Raw genomic sequence first — 19,680 nt, 5'->3', positions numbered from 1 at the left:
CTACATTCACTGCCCATAGACGCCTCGAATCGCACTAAAATCCGTGATTTAGTCGTGGCCATAGGATTAAGGCATGAAAAATAAAAATGCACCTGCTGTGGTTGTGGCGGCTGCGATTGCGGGCTTAATTATGTTGCTTTACATATTGGGGTTTCTGTGGCCATTTAGGATTATCCACGATCAAATTTTTAACCCGGTCGGACGCAGCCTAATTCGCGTTGGCCGTTCGGTTTCTGACGTGTTTGGGTTTTTGGGCAAGGTTCAGAACCTGAATCGCGAAAATGGCCGTCAAGCCGATGAAATTTTGCAACTCAAACAGCAATTATCTACGCTTAAAGAAGTTGCTCGCGAAAATGAAGAGTTGCGCACCCAACTGGAGTTTAATAAAAGTCTTTCACTAGACTTGGCGCCGGCCAGAGTTGTGGCTAGTGATGTCGATACGACCCAGCGTTATATTACGATTGATAGAGGCAACTCTAGTGGCATAAAAAAAGGTATGGCGGTGGTTAGTAGTGGTGCCTTAGTTGGTACGGTCGACCAGGTTAATGACTATAGCTCGAGAGTTTTCTTGGTAAGCGACCCGCAGTTTAAAATACGTGGTACTGCCCAAGACGGCCGGGCCAACGGGATTGTCTCTGGCCAGCTGGGTAGCGGCTATGTATTTGGTCAAGTTTTGCAAGGTGACAGTCTTGGTGTGGGTGAGATGGTTATAACGACCGGTACTGGCCTAGTTCCACGCGGTATTCTAATTGGCCAAATAGAGCAAGTTAACAAGGCTGACAACGCTGTGTTTCAGAGTGCCCAGCTAAAGCCGCTGGTAGATGTGAATAGAGTAGAATTAGTTTTTGTGGTTTTGGGGTTGAAACAATGAAAACGGTTTTTGCAGTTGCTGTCTTAATATTTGCCGGCTTACTTCAGGTAACTGTTGGCTCAAATCTGGGCAATCTTTGGCCGAATTTGAGCATTATCTTGCTGGTTGTGTTGGCAGTACTGCTGCCCTTAGACAGCCTTTTGATTCCAGCTATTCTGGCAGGAGTTCTGGCAGACTACTATAGCGGCAGCGATTTTGGTCTGCACATGGTTTACTATTTGTTGGTGGTGTTGATATCTAAGTTAGTCTTTAAGCTGGGCGAAAAAGAACCGTCGGTAATAGTCATGATTCTGCTGGCCGGTGGCTTTAGTCTGCTGTACGGCTTTATTCGGGTTGTAGGCACCCAACAGTTCTTACTGGTATCTGGTTGGACGAGTATCGCACTAATACTATTGGGGCGGACTGTTGTGGCTGGAGCGTTGACCTGGCTACTCTTGCCAGCCATAAAATTTCTCTATCAACTACTCGGACGATGGTCACACTTTTATGCTAGGTAGGGGTTACTATTCAAACAGGGGGTTAGCTTGAAGATATTTGGTGACTTTTATGATCGAGCCATAAGTTTTAAGCCGTCGAAGCGAGAGCAATCGGTAAAAACCAGCGAGGACTGGTCGGCAGCAGTTATGACCGGTAGCAGCGACCAGGTTGCTGGTTATGACAGTCTACCGATCGCCTTTTTTATAGTATTTGCAGTTGCTACGCTGGGCGTGGCGATCGTTTTGTTTGCGCGGCTAGCCAATTTACAAATTGTAAATGGCCGGCAATCGACGGCGCTAGCAGCTGGCAACAGAGTTCGCTCACAAAACATTACAGCTCCCCGCGGCACCATATATGATCGTAATGGTCAGGTGGTGGCGCGCAATGTAGCCAACTACGATTTAACAGCCATGCCGAGCCAGCTTCCAAGCAATGCTACTGATCGTCAGTCTCAATACAATCTCTTGGCAGGGCTGTTGCGGTCTTCGCCGGCCGAGCTAAAAGCCAAAGCAGAATCAAAAGGGCTAAAATATTCTCAAGCAGTTGTGGTGGCCGAAAATGTCGACCGCGACACGGCTCTAAATATTGATGAATACCAGGCCGGCCTGAGGGGCTTTTCTATAGAGGTCAACCCGATCAGGGAATATCTAGATGGGGGTAATTTATCGCATTTTTTGGGTTACACCGGGCGCATATCAGCCGAGGAATGGGCTCAGTACCCCAACTACCGCCAAATTGACTACATTGGCAAAAGTGGTCTCGAACAATCCTATGAGCAAGATCTAAAGGGAGTAGATGGCAAGGAACAAACGGCTGTCGATGCCTCGGGACAGCCTATAAAATACTTGGCAAAAATTGAGCCAACTCCTGGCAATGGTTTAATTCTTTCAATCGACAAGAATCTACAGGCAAAAGCCTACGAAGCTTTGGCGGCTGGAGTTCAGAAGGCTGGCGCTAAGGCGGGAGCAGCAATAGCAGTCAATCCTCAAAACGGCCAGGTGTTGGCAGCAGTTAACTATCCGGGCTACGATAACAATCTGTTTGCCAAAGGAATATCTCAGGCCGACTATAGCCGCTTGCTCAACGATCCCTCCAAGCCCCTGTTTAACCGAACCTTGAATGGCAGCTACCCCATTGGCTCGACTATCAAGCCGTTTATTTCGAGCGCCGCATTAGATGAGAAGGTAATAAATGCCAGCACTATTGTCGATGACAAGGGCAAGCTGGAGGTACAAAATCAATATAACCCATCGATTGTTTATACTTTTAAGGGCTGGGAGGCTAGTGGCTTGGGACCTGTTAATGTAGTTAAAGCACTTACCTGGAGCTCGGATATCTTCTTTTACGTGGTGGGTGGCGGTTACCAGGGGTTTAAGGGGGTGGGCCCAGAAAAGCTAGTCGCCTGGTACAAAAAGTTTGGTTTTGGCCAAAAGACTAACATTGATATAAAATCCGAGAGCAACGGCTATGTGCCAACGCCAGCTACTAAACAGCAAAAAACTGGCGAGCCTTGGGGGTTAGGCGACACCTATAATATTTCAATTGGCCAAGGTGACTTTTTGGCTACGCCTATGCAGCTGGTTATGGCGACCGCAGCAATCGCTAATGGCGGCACTCTTTATGAGCCACGCGTAGCTTTGGAGGTGCGCAGCCCGTCTGGTCAGACTGTGCGTAAGATTGAGCCGGTGCCGGTTAGGCAAAATGTTGTTAGCTCCCAGGCTCTCGATCTAATTCGCCAAGGCATGGAACAAGCTGTGGCGGCAGGCACCGCTTGTTGTAGCATAAAGAACGAAGTGCCAGTGCAGGTGGCTGGCAAAACCGGTACGGCCGAAACCAGCTCACAAGGCTTCGATGGCAAGAATCCAACCACTAAACCAGATGCGTGGTTTGTAGCTTATGCGCCGGCTAAAAACCCCCAGATCGCCATGGTGGTGCTGGTAGAGAACTCTGGAGAAGGCGCTGAGTACTCGGTGCCAGTAACCAACGAGATTCTAAAATGGTATTTTTCACCACGCTAGAGCGGTAAAAGCAACAAATAGCTTGACAGGCTGGGCTTACAGGTTTAAACTCGAAAACAAACACCGCATGTGTTGAGGGTGAGATGTAAATCTCAGTTGTAAAATTGCTTAACTTAGACCATGCAAAAAACATGGTCGTTTTGCTTGGTAGTAACCAAGTGTTTCTGAAAGCGAGGTAATCTGCGGGAATGGCAAAGAAGCAAGATTTTTATTTAACGTCGGAGGGCATTGAAGAGCTCAAGACCGAGCTAGCTGACCTCACAAAAAATAAGCGTAAAGAAGTTGCTAGGGCACTCAAAGAAGCTAAGGAGTTTGGTGATCTTAGTGAAAATACCGATTGGGATGATGCCAAGGCTCGACAGGTGTTCATAGAGGGCAGGATTGCCGAAATTGAGAATATTCTAAAGCATTCTAAAGTCATTAAGAATCAAAAAACCGATGTGGTGGCTGTTGGCTCAACTGTAAAAGTTTTGCTGGCTGATGGTGATCAGATATTTAAGATTGTAGGTAGCACCGAAGCCAACCCAGACAAAGGTAAGATCTCTGATGTTAGCCCAATTGGCAAGGCTTTAATCGGCTGTAAAGTTGGTGAAGAAGTCGATGTTGAAATCCCGGCCGGTACTATTACTTACAAAATTGTAAGCGTCAATTAGTTACACTGTTGCGATCAAGCTAAATCTCGTATACTAAATTTATGAGTAACACATCGGATCAAGCTGCGGCTTCGGGCTACTGGGTCGATCTTATTTGCGGTCACATACAAAAACTGTATCCGGAGGGTGAGCTTTTGGTGTGCAGTGGCATTACGCCGTCTGGGCCGTACCATCTAGGGCATTCGCGCGAGGTTCTGGTGCCAGACGCGATTTTGCGCGGCTTAAGGGAACACGGCCGTGTTATCCGCCATGTTCATTTCGTCGATGATTTTGATGCTTTGCGCAAACGTTATCCATATTTGCCAGAAAGCTACGAGAGTGAAGCCGGCAAACCACTCTACTTGGTGCCTGCTCCAGATGGTAAATCCAAGAGTTACGCCGATCAGTACTTCAATGAATACTTAAACGCTACCAAAAAACTTGGAATTGAGATGGAGGTTGTGCGCATCCACCAAGAGTATCAAAAAGGTGCTTTTGCTGAGTTAATTAGTTTAAGTTTACAAAAGCGCGATCAGATTGCCGAAATTTTACATCGAGTTGGTGGTCGAGCGGTTGAAGACGGCTGGCAGCCAATTCAGGTACTTGATGAAACCAGCAATAGCTTGCGCACGGCTAAGTTTGTCGGCTTTAACTCTCAAACAGGTTTGGTTAACTATCTGGGCACCGATGGCAAAGAGCATCAAGCCAATATTGCCAAAGGCCAAGTTAAGCTCGATTGGCGGGTGCACTGGCCGGCCTGGTGGAAGATTTGGGGCAACCAGCTCGAAGGTTTTGGGCGTGAACACGCCACCAAAGGTGGCAGCTACGACACCGGCAAAGCAATTATGGAAGAGGTTTTTGGTTCACCGGCACCATATCCCGTGCCCTACGAAACAATTAACCTAAAAGGCGAGACCAAGAAGATGTCGAGTTCAATCGGCAACCTGGTTAGTATTACCGATACTTTGCAGATAATCCCACCCGAAATTCTGCGCTACTTTACCTTCAAAAGTCGACCCGAACGACAACTATTCTTTGACCCAGGTATAGGCTTATATAACCTAGTGGATGAATATGCTAAGACCGAATCCGAAACGCTGGCTGGCGAAGAGCCAGAATTCAAACGATCTTGGCAAATTGCTAGTTTGCAGGGCGATGAGCATGTGGTGAGCACGGTGCCATTTAGCCATTTAGTAACCGTCTATCAAACCGCTCAGGGAGAGGACGAAGAGATACTCGAGCTACTTAATCGCACGGGGCACCAAGAAGCCGTTAAAACCCAAAAGGACTCGATTTTGCGAGAATGCGAGTATATTAGGCGCTGGCTCAAAAAGTTCGCCCCAGAGACTGTTAAATTTGAGATTCAGCAGAAGTTACCAAAACTTGAGCTCAGATCTGAGCAAGAGAAATTTTTAAACAAGCTAGCCGAAGAACTGTCGGGTGGCAGCTTCGAGCCCGAGGCTATTCATACGGCTATTTACGAAACTTCCGTGGCCTGCGATTTAAAGCCTGGCGATGCTTTTAAGCTCATATACCAGCTGTTTATCGCCAAAGATTCGGGCCCCAAAGCCGGCTATTTCTTGGCTAGCCTCGATAAACAATTTGTTTTAGATAGATTGGCTCGCAAAGCTTAAGCTTTCTGACTAGATCAAAATCGGCTATAATGAGCCTAATATGTTAGATATAAAGTACATCCGCGAGCACACCGATGAGGTTAGGAATGCGGCTAAGAATAAGAACGCAAAAGTTGATATCGACAAGCTACTTGAACTTGATAACCAGAGACGTGATGAGCTTCAACGGCTGGAAAGTGTACAATCTGAGCGAAACTCCCTGGCCAGAGAGTCGAAAGGTGGCAAGCCGACTGAGGATTTAGTGCAAAAAGGCAAAGATCTAAAAGTCAAAGCAGACTGTCTAGATAAATCTTATAACCAGGTAAATGCTGATTATCTAAAGTTGCTCTACGCTGTTCCTAATATTGCATCTCAAGACACACCTGTTGGCAAAGATGAGTCAGAGAATGTTGAGATTTCGAAGTGGGGCGAACGGCCAAAATTTGAATTTAAAGCAAAAGATCACGTAACGCTTGGAGAGGCTCATGGAACGATTGATTTAAAAAGGGCGGCTAAAGTTTCAGGTGCGCGTTTTGCCTATCTAATGAACGGTTTGGTTAAGCTGCAATTTGCAATTATAAACTGGACAATTGATGTATTAACTAGCGAAGATCAGATCAAAAAAATAACTGATCAGTCCAAACTATGTGTCTCAACTAGGCCATTTCAGCTAATGCTGCCACCCGTAATGTTGCGAACGGATAGCTATGCCGCCACTGCGCGCCTAAAGGCCGAAGAAGTTACTTATAAGTTAGCCGATGATGACTTGTGGCTCATAGGCAGCGCCGAGCACAGCATGGTAGCTATGTATCAGGATGAAATTTTAGATAACAAGGACTTACCATTGCGCTTTTTGGGCTACTCTACGAGTTTTCGTCGCGAAGCCGGCAGCTACGGTAAGGATTTGCACGGTATTTTGCGCATGCATCACTTCGACAAGCTAGAAATGGAGAGCTTTACAGGTTCAAAAGACGGTATGAATGAACATAAATTTATGGTTGCGGTGCAGGAATATTTAATGCAGGAGCTAGAAATTCCGTACCATGTGCTACTTAAATGTACTGGCGACATGGGCGACCCTAATTTCCGCGGCGTTGATATTGAGGCCTGGATTCCGTCGCAAAATAAGTATCGTGAAACCCATTCAGCTGATTATATGACCGATTATCAGGCACGACGTCTTAACCTACGATTAAAAGACGGTGAAGGAAATATTAGCTTTGCTCATACCAACGATGCCACGGCTTTCGCAATGGGTCGAACCATGATTGCAATCATGGAGAACTATCAGCAAGCAGATGGCTCGGTAGCGATTCCTAGGGTTCTGCAAAAATACTACGGAGCCGATAAGTTATAAGGAGGTGTTATGATCAAAATACAGCTTAGCGGGCGCCAGTACGAGATCGACAAAAACCTTCGTAAATACGTAGAAACCAAGCTTGGCAAGCTCGATAAATACATGCCGCGAGCTCACCAGGCTGTGGCTATGCGCGTGGAGGTGTTTCGCGATCCTTCGGGCCGCGAGGATAATCGCTACAAAGTCACGGCAGTTTTAGAGGTGCCGGGTCCTGACTTGGTGGCCGAAACCGCTACCATTAATCCGCATTCGGCAGTCGATATTGTTGAGGCCAAGCTCAAAGATCAAATCCGTCGCTACAAAGACAAGAGTGTCCCTAAACGGCTACGTATTAAAGATGCTCTAGGCAAACTACGGCAAAAGTAGTCACGGCCTCGACCTATCTGTTGTTATCTGGTATAATAACTAGGTTAATTTAGCAGTTTATGTCTTTTGTTACAAAAATTTTTGGTGATCCTAATGAGCGTGAGATTAAGAAGGCCAGGGCTAGGGTGGAACGGATTAATGCGCTTGAGCCCGAAATTAAAAAGCTCACCGACAAGCAACTCAAAGAGGAAACCAACAAATTTAAAAAACAGTTGGAAAGCGGCAAAAAACTCGACGATATATTGGAGCGAGCCTTTGCTGTGGTACGTGAAGCTAGCCGGCGTACTATCGGTCAGCGGCATTTCGATGTCCAGCTGGTGGGTGGGATTGTGCTACACGAGGGCAAGATTGCCGAAATGAAGACCGGCGAAGGTAAAACTCTGGTTGCGACGCTACCATTATATTTAAATGCCCTAAGTGGCAAAGGTGCCCACCTGGTAACTGTTAACGACTATTTGGCGCGCTTAGGTGCCGGCTGGATGGCTCAGATTTATCACTTCCTTGGTCTAAGTACGGCTGTTATTAAGCACGACGAGGCTTTTTTGTATGATCCGGAGTTTATCGACGATTCGCACCATGATGAGCGTTTGCAACATCTCAAGCCGATCAGCCGCAAAGAGGCCTACGGAGCCGATATTACTTATGGTACCAACAACGAGTTCGGCTTCGACTATTTGCGCGACAACATGGTACAAGATTCCACGCAAATGGTACAGCGGCCGCTCAATTACGCCATTGTCGACGAGGTCGACTCAATTCTAATCGATGAAGCTCGAACGCCACTGATTATTAGCCAGCCAGCCCAAAAGTCGACCGACCGATATTATACATTTGCCAAACTAGCTCGATCGCTCAAGCCCGAAAAAGACTACACCATCGACGAAAAGCAAAAAGCTGTTAGCTTGACCGACGACGGTATAAAAGACCTAGAGAAGTCATTGGGCCTAAAGAACATTTATGAGCCGGCCCACATCGAAGATGTGCACTTGATTGAACAAAGCTTAAAGGCCGAGGCCCTGTTTAAGCGCGATCGTGACTATGTCGTTAGCCCCGATGGCGAGATTGTGATTGTCGATGAGTTTACTGGTCGCTTGCTACCCGGCCGCCGCTATTCAGAGGGTCTGCATCAAGCCATTGAAGCCAAAGAGAACGTTACAGTTCAGGCCGAGAGCCAAACCTTGGCTACAATTACTTTTCAAAATTTGTTTAGGTTGTACGACAAATTGTCGGGCATGACCGGCACGGCTCTAACTGAGGCCGAAGAGTTCTCTAAGATCTACAACCTCGAAGTTACGGTTATCCCGACTCACATGCCCATGGTTCGTCAGGACATGAAGGATCGAATTTATAAAACTCAAGTGGCCAAATACGATGCCGTAGTGGCCGATGTAGCTGAGCGCTACGCCAAGGGGCAGCCAGTTTTGATTGGCACGGTCAGCATTGAGCGCAACGAGTACTTGAGTTCCCAGCTTAAGAAGGCCAGAGTGCCCCACCAATTACTAAATGCTAAGAACAACGAGAGTGAGGCCGAAACGGTAGCCGCGGCCGGCCAAAAAGGTGCGGTTACGCTGGCTACCAACATAGCCGGGCGTGGCACCGATATTGTTTTGGGCGAAGGCGTAAAAGATCTCGGTGGTCTGCACGTGTTGGGTACAGAGCGCCATGAGTCGCGCCGAATCGATAACCAGTTGCGGGGTCGTGCTGGGCGCCAAGGTGACCCTGGCAGTAGTCAGTTTTTTGTTAGTCTCGAGGATGATCTTATGCGTATATTTGGTGGTGAGCGAATTGGTTCACTTATGAATACTCTTAATATTCCTGATGACACGCCAATTGAGAACAAAATGATCACCCGAGCGCTCGAAACCGCTCAAAAACGGGTTGAGGGTCACAACTTTGATATTCGCAAGCACCTTGTCGAGTACGACGATGTTATGAACTCGCATCGTGAAATTATTTATAAAATGCGCCGTACATTTTTGGGTGGAGATAATCTAAAGAAAGAAATCTTAGCAATGGTGCGCTCCGGCTTTGCCAGCGTTGTGGCCGCTAATACCAATGCGAGCACCAATGTGGTTGACTTAGACGGTGTTGCCAAGCAGGCTGAGAACATTATTCCGCTCGACAATAACTGGAGTAAGAAAGTAACCTCAAAACTTCCAAACGATATAATCGATGATCTCACCAATAAGGCCGAAAGGCTCTATGGTAAGAAAGAAAAAGAGTTTGGCGAGTCGACCTCTCGATTAGTTGAGCGCTTAGTTTGCTTGCAGGTTGTTGACCGCGCTTGGCTGCAGCACCTCGAGACCATGGAACATCTGCGAGAGGGGATTGGCTTGCGTGGCTATGGTCAAAGAGACCCTTTGGTTGAGTATAAGGCCGAAGCTTATAAGATCTTCCAAGGCCTCCAGAATGGCATAGATGCCGAGATATCACAAACGATATTCAAAGTCAGTGTACAGCCACAAGAAGTGATCGAGATCCAGCCTGAGACTGCCATAACCGAGGGTGCTAAGCATGCCATTGCTTCGACCGAGATTGAGGATAGGTCTAAGCCAGCTAAAACCCCCAAGGCCAACAAGCTCTCACATGCTGCATCACCAGAGCTTAAACCAATTCGCAAAAGGCTCAAAAAGAAGAAAAAGAAGCGTTAGGCAAAATGGAATTTGGCTCTAAAAAAAGACGTTTTGAGAGAAAATGGCTATGGCTAGTTCCTGTGGTTGTTTTACTATTGCTGATGGCCGCCGTGGGCTACTTGTTTTATAAATACGATCAAGCCAGCCAGCCGGTTATAGTAAGCAGTGAGTCTAACTACAATGGCAACGGTATTGCTTTGCCAGGGCTCGATGGCAACTTGGGCCAGCAAACTTTGCAAGCACCTGCCACCCAGCCGCAAACTGCTCCTAACTCGCAACAGGGTTCGACTGGACAGCAATCGTCATCGTCATCTCAACAGTCGCAGCCGGTTCGCAGCCAAACACTTAGTAATGGCTTGAAAATCGAAGAGTATAATTCTGGTCAGGGTGATCGTAAAACCAAGGTTGGTGATACCGTGGCTGTGCATTACATAGGCTACTTTACTGACGGCAATGTGTTCGACACTAGCCTAAAAGGCGAAAAAAAGCCATTCGCTTTCAAATTGGGTGCTGGCCAAGTTATCCAGGGCTGGGACATTGGTCTGCAAGACATGAAGGTGGGGGTGGTGCGCCGGCTTACGGTTCCGGCTAGTCTAGCCTATGGCGAGAGAGGTTATCCGCCCGCTATTCCACCAAATGCTACGTTAGTATTCGATGTCCAGCTAATGGCAATTCAATAAGTTATAATGTAGTTATGTCTAACCAAAGAGTTGCAATACTAGGCTACAACCGTGAGGGTCGCGCGGCCTTAGATTATTTTCGCAATCAAGGCTCAGATTGCACGGTGTTTTACTACAAAAACCCCCAAGCAGCCCAAAACTCACCGATTCGCAATCTTCCAGCCAATGTGGAGTTACAGGAGGTCCTGCGCAACACCGATTTTGCAGGCTTGCTCGACAACTTCGATCTAGTGGTGCGCACAGCCGATATTCTGCCACATCGCATTAAAACCACGGCGCCCATCACCTCGAACACCATAGAATTTTTTACTAAGTGCCCAGCTCCCATAATTGGCGTTACCGGCACTAAAGGTAAGAGCACCACAAGTTCGTTGATAGCAGAATTTTTAAAAGCCGATGGCAAAACAGCTCATCTGATTGGCAATATCGGTGATGCTCCACTGGAAAGCTTAGGGCAAGTTAGCGCCAAAGATTGGGTGGTCTTTGAGCTGTCTAGTTTTCAATTAGCCGACATCAAGCAAAGTCCGCACATAGCTGTACACTTAATGATTGAGCCAGATCACTTAGATATACATCCTAGTGTTGAAGGCTATATGCAGGCTAAGGCTAATATATTTTGCTACCAAAAGCCCGATGATGTAGCGGTCTTCTATGCTGGCGACGAGAAGGTGAAGCAAGCCGCCGAAGCCTCGCAGGCTAAAACAAAAATCCCGTTTGATAGAGGTTCTACCGACCCAGCTGCGGCGAGGGTGGAAGATGGTCGGATCTTGGTTGGTGAACACCAAGTTGCCAAGACCACCGATGTTAAAATGCGCGGAGCCCATGTGTTAGATAATGTCTGTGCTGCTTGTGCAGCCGTATTTGATCTGGTGGATGGCCAGACTGTTTACTCTAAGGTGCTGTCTGAATTTGGGGGCTTGCCACACAGGTTACAAACTATTAGTGAGATTGGCGGTGTCGAATATGTTGACGACTCAATATCTAAAGACCCAACTGCCGCCAGGGTGGCGACAGAGGCTATTAGCAAGCCAAAAGTATTAATTTTGGGCGGCCAAGACGACAATCAGGACTACAGCCAATTAGTGTCACAACTTATAGATAATAAGGTTAAAAAAATAATATTGATTGGTAGCACTACCAATAGTCTTGCCGCTCAACTAGGCGGAAAGGTTGAGTATGCCAAGGCCCAAAACATGTCAGAAGCCGTAACGATGTCCGCAAAGTCGTCTCAAGCCGGCGATGCCGTGTTGCTGTCACCTGGCGCCAAGAGTTTTGATATGTTTGCTAATTACGAAGACCGCGGCGATCAGTTTATAGAAGCAGTGAGAAAGTTAAAATGAAGCCAAAGTATAAACAGTTTATATTTGAAGATTACAGCTTTGATACCAAAGCTAACATAGCGACCTTAAAGTACAGCTTCGATGGCGAGCTTAAGTTCGAGGAGCGAATAATCTGGGATAATCTCGATCCAGCAGGCTACGACCAAGCCGCATTCGATCGGGTCTTGTTTGGCTTGTGGATAATGGCCGGCATTAGTTACTACAAAGCTTATCTTGCACCCGAGATAGTCGTTAAAAAAGGTGGACTTAATTCGGCTCAAAAGGCGTTTTTCGACGACGTTTATCTGTATGGCTTAAGCCAGTTTTTGTATACCAACCAGCTTGATCCGGCTGTGGTTGCCAAGTTTCCAGCGGGTTCAGATCATGCCAGCCCGGCTCCAAGCCTAGATTTAAAAGGCTCGCTGCTGGCTGTTGGAGGCGGTAAGGATTCAATAGTTGCCGCTGAGTTGTTAGACAAGTTAGGCGAGGATTATTTCACCTGGGTGGTTTATCATCACGACCGGTTTAAGCCCCTGCTAGATAAAATTGGCAAGCCAAGCTTTGGCATAAACCGGCAAATCGACCCCAAGCTAAAAGAGGTTAACGAGCAAGATGCCTACAACGGTCATGTGCCGGTCACGGCCATTATTGGCTTTATGGGGGCAGTTTTGGCTATTTTAACCGGCAAAAAGAGCTTGGTTTGGGCGGTTGAATCCTCAACTGATGAACCCAACACCACCTGGAAAGACCTGCCGGTAAACCACCAATATTCAAAAAGCTCAATGTTTGAGGTTATTATGGACAAATACCTGAAAGATAATGTAGCTGCTAATATGGACTTTTATTCAGTTTTGCGACCTTTGAGCGAGTTGCGAATTGCCGAGATTTTTTGTCGAGACTACTTCGATAAATACAAAGGCTTGTTCTCGAGCTGCAATGGTAACTTTTACTTGGATAAAAAAGACAAGCTTAGCTGGTGCGGCCAATGCCCTAAATGCGCCTTTGTGTACACTATATTCTCGCCTTTTCTAAAAAAAGCCGAGCTTATGGAGATATTCAATGGTCGCGACTTGTTTGCCGATAATAATTTACGTGGTACCTTCGAGCAGATGTTAGGCTTAGATGGCATTAAGCCGCTAGAGTGCGTGGGCGAAATCGCCGAGGTACGCACGGCCATGCAAATAGCCAAAGATAGCGGCGACTATCCAGAATTGGCTCGTTTTGTGTTTCCACGCCCAGATTACGACTATAAAAAGTGGCACAGGAGCTATATGCCAGATCAAATTGAGTCAAGGCTCAAAGAACTGCTAGGCTCAGCATAAGCTGTTTGCGTTGATCTGTAAATTAAACTATAATCAGAGGTAACTATGAGTGCTGAAGCATACAGCAGTTCGCCTGGAAATTATAACGTAAATTTTGGGCCAAAGGATTCTGGTGAAAAGTCTAGTGACTCTGGCGCCAGCTCAAACGTCTATGATGACCTAAAAAACATGCGTGCCGAGTCTGAAGCTGCCTCTTCTTCGAGATTACGGGGCGACGAGGGCTCGATGGATGTTGGCAAGATAGTTGATGCCACCAAAACAGTCGGTAAAGAGCTTGGCAGGGGCGTAAAGAACGCTGCAGAGAGTATATTTCGTGGTGGCAACAAGGTTTTTGATTGGGCTACCCAGAGAGATAAAGAGTTTGCAACCGACCCCAAGCTGACCGATCTAGAAAAAGCCAGAAATACCCTTGCTGTGGCCAGGGAAAAACAAAAGTCAGTTTTTGCCAGATGGCTGGGCTTTGGTAAGCAGGACATTTTAGATGCCGAAGCTCAATATAATCAGGAGCTGCAAAACCAGGTGAAACAAAATATGAAAGAGCTGGTAAACCGAAACAATTTAGAAGTCTTGGAAAAGCCCGAGACCCAGGTTCAGCTGTTGATGATGGTTGCAAATGAGCGCTGCGAGAGAGCTAAGTCCGAAACCGCTGCCAAGGCGGCCCGCAAAGGTGGTAGAGCGGGAGCATTCCTAGCCCGACACCCTGGGCTAAGGGTAGGCCTTGGTATAGGGTTGATGGTAGGTGGGGTTGGGGCCACCATGTTGGGCTTTGCACCTGCTCCGGCCATGATTGGCTTAGGAGGATATATGGCTGCCAGGGGCAATATAGATAGAGGACAGGAAACAGTTCGAGAGGGCCGCAAAGAAAAGAACCTCCAGAAAGATCTCAATAAGATACTGTCAGAAAACAATGCCTCCGGCAAGGCTGTACTCGACACATTTGTATATAGGGTTAACAATGTCCCTGGAGAGACCTTAAGCCCTGAGGCTCAGGCCTTTATTAATAACGCCACCACTGGCCAGGAGCTGCCCCAAGAAGTTCAGCTTATGCTTTTAAACATGCAAAAGGCCGAGAATGAGCTTGCCAGAACGAGGGGTAGCGGTATAAAACCATCTCAGGTAGGCGGCATAGAAAACTGGATTTATAACAACAAACCTAGGGAGGTTGCAAATATTGTAGGCAAGGCCCTAAATTACGAGCTGGAATCGGAGAGTAAAGAGGCGGCCAAACAGGGTAGAGGTAATCGGTATAAGATAGCTACGTCTGTAGGGTTGGGCTTAATAGGCTCAGCGGCGGTTGCGGGCGTATCGTTGGCCGGCGAGGTGCCAAATGCCGTAAGTGCTTCGGCTGTGGCCGGTGGCTTTGGTTTGGCTGAGTTTATTATTCAAAAACGACGCAAAGATAAGAAAGATAAGGAGAAAAAGTAACAATGGACAATCAAAAAATCCCAACAGATCAATTTGGGGTTGTACTTTTTAAAGAGCTGGGGATCGAAGCTGTTTCGGATGAACAAAAGGCTGAACTGCTGGATACTATGGCCGAGATTGTTCAGAACAGGTTGGCGGTTCGAATTATAGATGCCTTAACCGAGACTGAGCTTAACGAGCTTGTAGTGTTAATGGATGCAGGTGATGACACCAAGGTGGGGCAATACCTGAACGATCATGTACTCGACTACCAGGCAATTGTAGCCGAAGAGATTAGGCGCATGAAAACCGAGCTGTTCGAAGACGTATCTGAAGCTCGAAAAGCACTACGAGCTGAATACCAAAAATAGTAGAAAATACTTGACAAAACGATAGTTTTGTAGTATATTGTTTCCGAGTTCATAGCTTAGGCTATGGATCGTTCAATTTGAAATATCCGCTCCCTAAATAAGTAGGCAGGAGGGTTGCTTGTTCGTATAGAACAGGCTATTTTACCTGCTTTTTAGTTTACAAACTGCCTACAGGCACCTGTGTACGTGTAAGCGATCTTGCCGCCCAAGATTGAATGCCGTACGCAGGCTCCTGTAGGTAACAGTAAACAAGACGCCCCTCCCGGGGCACTACCCGAGGAGGGAAGCAATGCCGCATCTCGAAACGCTATGTGCTGACCTGGAAGTTTCGATCGACCTTAAGCCCAAGCTCATTGTTGAACTGGGCGACAAGCTTGCCGATGACGGACAGGTGGGTGAAGAAGACTTCTTGGTGGCACTTGGTAAAGTCCTTGAAGATTCAGGGGCAGGTGACACACCACCAGAAGGCGAAGACCCCGAGCCAACCCTTTCCTACGAAGACTGGGTGCCATGGCTCGAAGCACAAGGCATACCCGTACAAGCGACCGAGCAAGACCCCGAGCCGTGGCGGCTCGTGCGTCGGATTGTTGGGGTCAACCTCAACGCGACACGCAAAGCCAACGCCAGCTTCGAGATGGTTAAGCGTGGCATCGTCACGCTCATGCTCGATCTTGCAGAAGAACCAGAACCTACATCCCCTCCGGGGGGAACCAAAGACCCCCAGGAGGGAGACGACATGAACGATCGAGAGATCACAGAGCTGAACACCGCGATCTCTGGCATCCGCGAGAACTTCTCGGGTGTCCAGGGTTTGCATGCCGAGTTCGGCGCGCCACCACGAGACGACGACAACCTGGCGCGCTTCACCGCCTTCGCGCGTCGTACACCAGAAGAGCAGGACTTGTATCGCCAGTACCGGGGTTGGATGACCCAGATCATGGTGATCTTCGAGGCCGAGGCTCGCAAGGTGGACCCGAAGGGCGAGAAGTTCACCTACGGCGACCGCAAGAAGTGGGCCAAGTTCTGCTGGCGAAGCGTCTTGGCGTTTGCCCATCCGGACCGGAACGACGACATCACTCGAGAGAATCTCGAGGGGATCTTCGTTCGCAACGGCGGCAATGGGCAACGACCACGCGGCTCGCAAGGTGGCTCCTCTGGCAGAGGCGCACGGCCCAAGTCCGGGTCGGGTGCTGGCGCCAGTGGCGGCTCGTCGAGTCGACCGGGTGGTAGCAGTGGTTCGGGTGCTGGTTCGCGCGGCGGTCCTTCGGGACAGCAACGCTCCAATGTTCGGCCACCGAACTTCGACGCGCGTGTGGCGACAGCCAAGCAGTGCATCGAGCGCACACCCGTCGGCATGTGGGCGCGCGACCCGCTTCGCAAGCCATGGTCGTTCAGTGAGGAAGGGATCACCGATGTGGCGTTCTGCGCCCTCAACCTCTACCTCGAGAAGTATCCCAACGGTGACTTCGAGTCCGATCGCGACGTGTTCTACGCCGCGTTCTTCGACATCATCGAGGAGGTCTTCGCCGACGACTAGATTTACCGGGAGCGGTAAACGGGGTTGGCTCCGCTGCACACTGTGTGCAGCGGAGCTCCCCGGCCAACTCAACAGAATGTTAGGATCGCTATCCTGGTATATTGCCCCTGTGAGGGCACGTGAACTTCGGTTCGCGACCAGGTACCGCTCACGAACATGCAGGAGAATCATCATGGCGTTCAGCAAAGACCGCTACGAGAAGTCCAAGTCGGCAACAGCCGACGCCGACCCGGCCATGAAGGCCCGCGCCCTGGAGCTGCTGCAGAAGGTTGCTCTCGAGCAACTGGAGATCAGCGGCGGCGGCACGGTCAAGTTCAACAAGGAAGGCGTGCAGGCCATGATCGACCTCTGTGGCCCCGACTTCTTGAAGTCCTTCCCGGACGTTGTGGACGAAGATGCCAACAAGGCGTTCAAGGCCGCAATGCTCGAGATCATCGACCAAGTGCTCACGTGATCTCGCCACGCGAGAGGCTGTGCTCCGGTTTACCCCGGAGCGCGGCCGCTCGTGACCCACAATTTCAGGATCGCTATCCTGGTATATTGCCCCCGTGAGGGCACATGAACAATGAAGTTCACGACCAGGTACCGCTCCCGAACATATACGAAAGAAGGTGGGCATTATGCCTGGTTTCAACCGTGCGCGCTATGCCGCGCCGGCCCCATCGCCCGGAGGTGGGCTCGACCAGCAAACCCAGCTGATCATCAGCGGGGTGATTGGCGGAGTCCTGCTGCTCGTGACCCTTGTAGTCGCAGGACTCAATTGGTCGTGGCTGTATGGATTCCTCACCGCCCTGGTGGTTGGCCTGGGTGGCGCAGGGGGGACCTTCTGGTTCCTCACACGCGATCCATCGGCCAATGCCGCCACACCGCCGCCACCCGCTGGCGGCGGCGCAGACCCAGCCAATGGCAAGAGCCTCCACATCCTTGTGGGCGTGCTCATGGGCTGCTTTGCAACGGTGTTCGCAGCAATCTGCAGTGCAGTCGTGGCTGCCATGCTCACGGACGCAGGCGGGCCACGGATCGTGGCATTTCTTGCCCCGTTTGTGATCGGTGGCATCATCGGCTGCACGGCGCTGTTCAAGCACGGCACAAAGTAGCGGTCAGGATGACGTTCTGGCCCCTACCTCGTGGTCCCGGCAGGGAGCTTCGATCTTCGGATCGAGTTCCCGCCGGGCGCCACCCGCTCAACCCAAATGTGAGATTTATACTTGTGTATAGACGAAAAGAGTGTAATCTGATATGTGGGCTGAGTACAGGAGAGAAAACCTGCACCCAGTTCGCAGCTTTACATCACCCAGACAACAACAAGGAGGTGATCGGATGACCAGGGGTCATGCGATCTTCGCTGCTTGCGCGGTTGTGTTCACTGTCCTTTTGGGGGCGGTGGGTGTAGCCGGTATTGCAGCCAAAAGCGGCACTGCGAGTGCCCAACCAACCCAGCAATCACCTGGGCCTCAAGGCTCCGACACCACCCAGGTGCCAGCGCCGACCGCGTCTGTTCCGCCCGCAACCACCGAAGAGCGCAAGGCCAAGGTGAGTCTGGAGGACTGCCAGAAGCGGATCGGAGTCACCAACAACTCCGACGACGACAAGAAGCTGCAAGAGGCCGGCATCACGCCGACCGAATGTCTCAAGCTGACAGTCGAGTTGTGCCAGGGAGTTGGCAGCGACGACGCCAAGGTGGTGCAGGAAAGCTCCGACAAGCTCAAGCAACTCGGAGTGGACCCGCCAGACACCAAGTGCGTCGCAATCCTGGCCGGCGTCACTACCACCACCAGCAACGGGGGTGGTTCAACGCCAAGCACATCGCCCAGCGACACCACGGCTCCTTCCACCACCACGGCAGTACCGAGCGGGACACAACCGCAAGGCACAGCTGCGCCAACAACTATGGCTACCACACCGCCAAGCACGGCGCCACCGCATCAGCCCGACACCGTCGACCTTGCCATCTTCGTTCAGAAGATTGCCCAGCGCCGTGGCCTCGTACAGGGAGTGGGCGTGACGTGTGAGACCAAGTGTGTTGTGCTCAACGGCATCCAAGGAAACACGCCGGAGGACATGTTCTCCGACTTGCTCCTGAAGGGTGTTGGCAGCCCGGCATTCTTGGACGATGCGGCGCGGACCATCATGGCCAGCCAAGACAAGCCCTACGAGGACCCCCGCCCGGTCGGCGATGCCGCCAAGGCCGGTTGGGATCTGTTCATCGTGCTGGACTTCGTTCGAGGTTCCATGGTGGAACGTGGAGTGTTGCCAGCGGGTACCCGCCTGTACAACACAGTCGTGCAAAACGGTACCGTGGTGCAGTTCGACTACGTCACCAGCACGCCCCGGCTGTACGTGAAGTTCTGGAAGGACAACGCATACATCATGTTCTTCGCCTCGTGCGGGAACAGGGGGTCGCTCAAGCCCACGCCGAACGTGCCGCAGGTGCCGGTTCCGCCAAACCTGCCACCGGAGTCAACAATCCCACCGCCGACGGTGACGCCCCCGCCGACGGGAGGGCCGACCATCCCACCGCCGACGGTGACGACGCCGACGACCAAGCCTCAGGGCAAGATCGCCGAGCAGCAGCCTATCAGCAATCCGGCTGTGCCGGCGCCGGTGAAAGGCTGTGGTCCAAGTGGCTGCGGTGGGGTGACCCCCAGGCCGCCCAACCCGGACATCAATCCAGGAGTGCCGAACCCGAGCACCGGTTGTCCGCAGCTGTGCCCGGGGGGAAGCCCGCCCACCACCAGGGCAACGCCGCCCAGCTCGGCGCCGGTGCCACCCACGACGGCCCCGCCCGGTCCGTCGCCCAAGCCCGCCTAGGGCTTAAACACCGCGAATTAGCGGACTCAATTCGCGGTGCGATGGCACACAGAGTCCACTCTTGGGTGTCGCTCGTCCTGGAGACTTCGGTCTCCGGGACGACACCCACCCGAAACTATAAGTCTTTGAGATCAGGCTTTCATAAAAAACTTGATCTCAGGGCCTTTCGAAAAACCCTGCAAAAACATAACAATTATCTATTGACTTAAAGCGTATAATATAGTACCATTACTGCTCAATAGATACAAAAGTCCTTTTACATTGCATAT

General features: G+C 50.1%; 17 protein-coding genes. All 17 read left to right on the top strand.

Features of this window, described 5'->3' with window-relative positions; genetic code table 11:
* Positions 1 to 73: 73 nt before the first annotated feature.
* The 17 genes from mreC to HYX70_01140 all read left to right on the top strand — a co-directional run bounded on the left by mreC (position 74) and on the right by HYX70_01140 (position 19,411).
* Complete coding sequence (mreC, locus tag HYX70_01220; protein MBI2797904.1) at positions 74 to 871, top strand: rod shape-determining protein MreC; 798 nt, start codon at positions 74 to 76, stop codon at positions 869 to 871.
* The gene (locus HYX70_01215) at positions 868 to 1,368 is read left to right on the top strand and encodes a hypothetical protein (GenBank protein ID MBI2797903.1); all 501 of its coding nucleotides are present in this window, start codon (positions 868 to 870) and stop codon (positions 1,366 to 1,368) included. Before mreC ends, HYX70_01215 begins: the two co-directional genes overlap by 4 nt.
* Positions 1,369 to 1,395: 27 nt before the next feature.
* Entirely contained in the window at positions 1,396 to 3,366 is a 1,971-nt protein-coding gene (gene mrdA, locus HYX70_01210) for a penicillin-binding protein 2 (protein ID MBI2797902.1), read from the top strand.
* A gap of 188 nt (positions 3,367 to 3,554) precedes the next feature.
* Complete coding sequence (gene greA / locus HYX70_01205; protein ID MBI2797901.1) at positions 3,555 to 4,019, top strand: transcription elongation factor GreA; 465 nt, start codon at positions 3,555 to 3,557, stop codon at positions 4,017 to 4,019.
* A gap of 41 nt (positions 4,020 to 4,060) precedes the next feature.
* Complete coding sequence (lysS, locus tag HYX70_01200; GenBank protein MBI2797900.1) at positions 4,061 to 5,632, top strand: lysine--tRNA ligase; 1,572 nt, start codon at positions 4,061 to 4,063, stop codon at positions 5,630 to 5,632.
* A gap of 40 nt (positions 5,633 to 5,672) precedes the next feature.
* A complete protein-coding gene (gene serS / locus HYX70_01195; GenBank protein MBI2797899.1) occupies positions 5,673 to 6,968 on the top strand; it encodes a serine--tRNA ligase in 1,296 nt (431 codons plus the stop codon).
* Positions 6,969 to 6,977: 9 nt separating this feature from the next.
* Entirely contained in the window at positions 6,978 to 7,334 is a 357-nt protein-coding gene (gene raiA / locus HYX70_01190) for a ribosome-associated translation inhibitor RaiA (protein ID MBI2797898.1), read from the top strand.
* Positions 7,335 to 7,393: 59 nt separating this feature from the next.
* Positions 7,394 to 9,985, top strand: a complete 2,592-nt coding sequence (gene secA, locus HYX70_01185) for a preprotein translocase subunit SecA (GenBank protein MBI2797897.1) — start codon at positions 7,394 to 7,396, stop codon at positions 9,983 to 9,985.
* A gap of 83 nt (positions 9,986 to 10,068) precedes the next feature.
* Positions 10,069 to 10,647 carry an FKBP-type peptidyl-prolyl cis-trans isomerase gene (locus HYX70_01180; GenBank protein MBI2797896.1) on the top strand — a complete coding sequence of 193 codons (579 nt, stop codon included), beginning with the start codon at positions 10,069 to 10,071 and terminating at the stop codon, positions 10,645 to 10,647.
* Between the two features lie 14 nt (positions 10,648 to 10,661).
* On the top strand, positions 10,662 to 11,987 hold the full coding sequence (gene murD, locus HYX70_01175; protein MBI2797895.1) for a UDP-N-acetylmuramoyl-L-alanine--D-glutamate ligase: 1,326 nt from the start codon (positions 10,662 to 10,664) through the stop codon (positions 11,985 to 11,987).
* A complete protein-coding gene (locus HYX70_01170) occupies positions 11,984 to 13,288 on the top strand; it encodes an endonuclease domain-containing protein (protein ID MBI2797894.1) in 1,305 nt (434 codons plus the stop codon). Before murD ends, HYX70_01170 begins: the two co-directional genes overlap by 4 nt.
* A 45-nt stretch (positions 13,289 to 13,333) precedes the next feature.
* Positions 13,334 to 14,713, top strand: a complete 1,380-nt coding sequence (locus tag HYX70_01165) for a hypothetical protein (GenBank protein ID MBI2797893.1) — start codon at positions 13,334 to 13,336, stop codon at positions 14,711 to 14,713.
* A 2-nt stretch (positions 14,714 to 14,715) separates the two neighbouring features.
* Positions 14,716 to 15,063: a hypothetical protein gene (locus tag HYX70_01160; protein ID MBI2797892.1), complete on the top strand. Its 348-nt coding sequence runs from the start codon at positions 14,716 to 14,718 to the stop codon at positions 15,061 to 15,063.
* 289 nt (positions 15,064 to 15,352) lie between these two features.
* Complete coding sequence (locus HYX70_01155; protein MBI2797891.1) at positions 15,353 to 16,600, top strand: hypothetical protein; 1,248 nt, start codon at positions 15,353 to 15,355, stop codon at positions 16,598 to 16,600.
* A gap of 172 nt (positions 16,601 to 16,772) precedes the next feature.
* Positions 16,773 to 17,054 (top strand): hypothetical protein, encoded by a 282-nt coding sequence (locus HYX70_01150; protein MBI2797890.1) that lies wholly within the window; start codon positions 16,773 to 16,775, stop codon positions 17,052 to 17,054.
* Positions 17,055 to 17,220: 166 nt separating this feature from the next.
* Entirely contained in the window at positions 17,221 to 17,697 is a 477-nt protein-coding gene (locus HYX70_01145; GenBank protein MBI2797889.1) for a hypothetical protein, read from the top strand.
* 223 nt (positions 17,698 to 17,920) lie between these two features.
* Positions 17,921 to 19,411, top strand: coding sequence for a hypothetical protein (locus HYX70_01140; GenBank protein MBI2797888.1), 1,491 nt, complete (start codon positions 17,921 to 17,923; stop codon positions 19,409 to 19,411).
* The last annotated feature ends 269 nt before the right edge of the window (positions 19,412 to 19,680 follow it).

This window comes from Candidatus Saccharibacteria bacterium, assembly GCA_016191105.1.
In the GTDB taxonomy this organism is placed as follows: Bacteria; Patescibacteriota; Saccharimonadia; order CAILAD01; family BJGX01; genus JACPPH01.
Note: the sequence above shows the minus strand (reverse complement) of the source record. Positions and strands in the feature narration are given on the sequence as shown.

Coding starts and splice junctions, on each gene's coding strand:
- mreC (MBI2797904.1), top strand. CDS start 74: ATGAAAAATAAAAATGCACCTGCTGTGGTTGTGGCGGCTGCGATTGCG.
- HYX70_01215 (MBI2797903.1), top strand. CDS start 868: ATGAAAACGGTTTTTGCAGTTGCTGTCTTAATATTTGCCGGCTTACTT.
- greA (MBI2797901.1), top strand. CDS start 3,555: ATGGCAAAGAAGCAAGATTTTTATTTAACGTCGGAGGGCATTGAAGAG.
- lysS (MBI2797900.1), top strand. CDS start 4,061: ATGAGTAACACATCGGATCAAGCTGCGGCTTCGGGCTACTGGGTCGAT.
- serS (MBI2797899.1), top strand. CDS start 5,673: ATGTTAGATATAAAGTACATCCGCGAGCACACCGATGAGGTTAGGAAT.
- raiA (MBI2797898.1), top strand. CDS start 6,978: ATGATCAAAATACAGCTTAGCGGGCGCCAGTACGAGATCGACAAAAAC.
- secA (MBI2797897.1), top strand. CDS start 7,394: ATGTCTTTTGTTACAAAAATTTTTGGTGATCCTAATGAGCGTGAGATT.
- HYX70_01180 (MBI2797896.1), top strand. CDS start 10,069: ATGGCCGCCGTGGGCTACTTGTTTTATAAATACGATCAAGCCAGCCAG.
- murD (MBI2797895.1), top strand. CDS start 10,662: ATGTCTAACCAAAGAGTTGCAATACTAGGCTACAACCGTGAGGGTCGC.
- HYX70_01170 (MBI2797894.1), top strand. CDS start 11,984: ATGAAGCCAAAGTATAAACAGTTTATATTTGAAGATTACAGCTTTGAT.
- HYX70_01165 (MBI2797893.1), top strand. CDS start 13,334: ATGAGTGCTGAAGCATACAGCAGTTCGCCTGGAAATTATAACGTAAAT.
- HYX70_01160 (MBI2797892.1), top strand. CDS start 14,716: ATGGACAATCAAAAAATCCCAACAGATCAATTTGGGGTTGTACTTTTT.
- HYX70_01155 (MBI2797891.1), top strand. CDS start 15,353: ATGCCGCATCTCGAAACGCTATGTGCTGACCTGGAAGTTTCGATCGAC.
- HYX70_01150 (MBI2797890.1), top strand. CDS start 16,773: ATGGCGTTCAGCAAAGACCGCTACGAGAAGTCCAAGTCGGCAACAGCC.
- HYX70_01145 (MBI2797889.1), top strand. CDS start 17,221: ATGCCTGGTTTCAACCGTGCGCGCTATGCCGCGCCGGCCCCATCGCCC.
- HYX70_01140 (MBI2797888.1), top strand. CDS start 17,921: ATGACCAGGGGTCATGCGATCTTCGCTGCTTGCGCGGTTGTGTTCACT.